At 76.0% G+C, this 1,978-nt stretch carries 3 protein-coding genes; all 3 read left to right on the top strand.

Going from position 1 to position 1,978, the window contains the following annotated elements:
- A partial coding sequence (locus AB0J52_RS38235; protein WP_500187901.1) for an FGGY-family carbohydrate kinase occupies positions 1 to 584 on the top strand: 584 nt, incomplete at its 5' end.
- Positions 581 to 1,366, top strand: coding sequence for a histidine phosphatase family protein (locus tag AB0J52_RS38240; protein ID WP_500187902.1), 786 nt, complete (start codon positions 581 to 583; stop codon positions 1,364 to 1,366). The genes AB0J52_RS38235 and AB0J52_RS38240, both read left to right, overlap by 4 nt.
- Positions 1,363 to 1,978: NAD(P)-dependent oxidoreductase (locus AB0J52_RS38245; RefSeq protein WP_500187903.1), on the top strand; the 616-nt coding region annotated here is incomplete at its 3' end. The genes AB0J52_RS38240 and AB0J52_RS38245, both read left to right, overlap by 4 nt.

Below are 1,978 nucleotides of genomic sequence, written 5' to 3' on the forward strand. Positions count from 1 at the left end.
GGGGGGGCGCCCTCACCCGCGACTTCCGGGGCCGCGCCCGGGCCGCGCTCGACCGCGCCGCCGCCGCGTACGAACCGTCCGAGACCGTCGCCTACCCGCTGGTCTCGGCGGGGGAGCGGTTCCCGTTCGTCGCGGCGGACGCCCGCGGCTTCCTGCTCGGCGAACCCCGCGACGACGCCGAGCGGTTCGCCGCGATCCTCCAGGGCGTCGGGTACGTCGAGCGGCTCTGCTTCGACTACCTCGCCATGCTCGGCGCGCCCGTCGACGGCGACCTCACCCTCACCGGGGGAGCCGCCCGCAGCGCCTACTGGTGCCAGCTCCGCGCCGACATCCTCGGCCGTCCGGTCACGCTGCCCGAACACGCCGAGCCCGCGCTCGGCGCGGCGGTCCTCGCCGCGTCGGCCGGACGGGCCCTGCCCGAGGCCGCCGCCGGGATGGTCTCGGTCCGCGCGACCCTGGACCCCCGCCCCACCCACCACACCCGGTTCGACGACGGCTACCTGCGCCTGGTCGGCGAACTGGAACGGCGCGGCTGGCTGCCTCAGCCGGTCGCCGAGCACGCACGGGAAAGGACGCCCGCATGACCCGCCTGGTCCTGGTCCGCCACGGTGAGACCGAATGGCATGCCGAGAACCGGTACGCCGGGGTCTCCGACGTCGCGCTGACCCCGCGCGGGCTGGAGCAGGCCGGGCTGCTGGCCGGCTGGGCGCAGGGCGCGGGCCTGTCCGCGCTCTGGTCGTCCGACCTCACCCGCGCCCGGCTCACCGCGTCGTTCAGCGCCGAGGCCACCGGCCTGCCCCTGCAGATCGACCCGCGCCTGCGCGAGCTGGACTTCGGCCGGGCCGAGGGACTCACCCGCGCCGAGATGCGCGAACGCTTCCCGGCCGCGCTCCAGGCCTTCCACGACGACCCGGTCAGCGGGCACCTCCCCGGCGGGGAGGACCCGCAGGCCGCCGCCGCGCGCTTCGTCTCCTGCCTGGACGACATCACCGCACGGCACCCGGACGGACGCGTCATGGTCGTCGCGCACACCACCGCGATCCGGCTGGTGCTCTGCCACTACCTGTCCATGCCGCTGCGCGACTACCGCCGCGTCTTCCCCTCGGTCCGCAACTGCGCCCTGACCGAGCTCCGGCTGACCGGTGGGCACGCGGCGCTGCTGGAGTTCAACACCCCGCTGCGCGGAGCGCTGGACGCCTCACCCCACGGCGACCGTCCGCAGACCACGCCCGTCCGCCCGGCGGCGCCCACGCGCCCGACCGAGGCCACCCGCCCGACCGAGCCCGACCGCCAGGCCGCACCGGCCGGCCAGACCGAGCCCGACCGTCAGACCGAGCCCGACCGCCAGAGCAGGAGTCACCGATGACCACCCGCGTCCTCGCCGCCGGCGACCACTTCGTCCTGAACCGGCTCCTCGTGGACGCCGTCCGCGCCGAGGCCTCCGCCCTCCGCGGGGCCGCCGCCGATCTGGAGTTCACCGAGCTGACGCTGCCCTGGCCGGTCGTGCCGTTCGGCCGGGTCGCCGAGGTGGACGAGGCGTCCGGCACCGAGGACGAGCTGATCGAGGCGCTGCAGGGCGTCCAGGTCTGCGTCACCCAGATGGCGCCGCTCACCCGCCGCGTCCTGGAGAACTGCCCCGACCTGGAGTTCTTCGGCGTGAGCCGCGGCGGGCCGGTCAACGCCAACCTGGAGGCCGCCACCGAGCACGGCGTCGCGGTCGCCTTCGCCCCCGGGCGCAACGCCGCCGCGACCGCCGAGCACACCCTCGGCATGATCATGGCGGCCGCCCGGCGCATCCCGCAGACCCACGCCGACCTGCACGCGGGCCTGTGGCGCGGCGACTACTACCGCTACGAGCAGGTCGGCCCGGAGATCGAGGGCAGCACCATCGGCCTGGTCGGCTACGGCGCCGTCGGCAGCCGCGTGGCCCGCATGCTCAAGGCCCTCGGCGCGCGCGTCCTGGTCCACGACCCCTACG

Origin of the sequence: Spirillospora sp. NPDC049652 (genome assembly GCF_040675125.1) — a bacterium.
Lineage (GTDB): Bacteria > Actinomycetota > Actinomycetes > Streptosporangiales > Streptosporangiaceae > Spirillospora.

Excerpts from the sequence above, each read along its gene's own strand:
- AB0J52_RS38240 (WP_500187902.1), top strand. The coding sequence starts at position 581 with ATGACCCGCCTGGTCCTGGTCCGCCACGGTGAGACCGAATGGCATGCC.